Below are 285 nucleotides of genomic sequence, written 5' to 3' on the forward strand. Positions count from 1 at the left end.
CAATAATTGAGTGAGCACGCCCATGTTGTAGCTGATCGAAAAAGATGAGAGCCGGCCCTCACCACTGAAGCTGCCGACGAATGCCTTGACCTGCTCTTATGTCATAAGCTCGATCTGGAAACGTGCGGTATTGGTCGCAAACAGCGAGGGTGGTACCGCAATCTGTCGAGCAACAACCTTGCCGTTCTCCGGCAAGTCAAAATCAAAGAAGGCGTTTCCGCTAGTCCATGAGAACTTCCCCCACCCGTTGATGCCGGGGATTTGCCGCTCGGCGGCACGCTTCGC

General features: G+C 54.7%; 1 protein-coding gene. It reads right to left on the bottom strand.

Annotation, left to right across the window (positions count from 1 at the left end; translation table 11 throughout):
• Positions 1 to 96: 96 nt before the first annotated feature.
• The coding region (locus tag AC4HNJ_RS21855; protein ID WP_490481722.1) for a hypothetical protein at positions 97 to 285 on the bottom strand (189 nt) is incomplete at its 5' end.

Source organism: Dyella sp. SYSU CM1112, assembly GCF_058216415.1.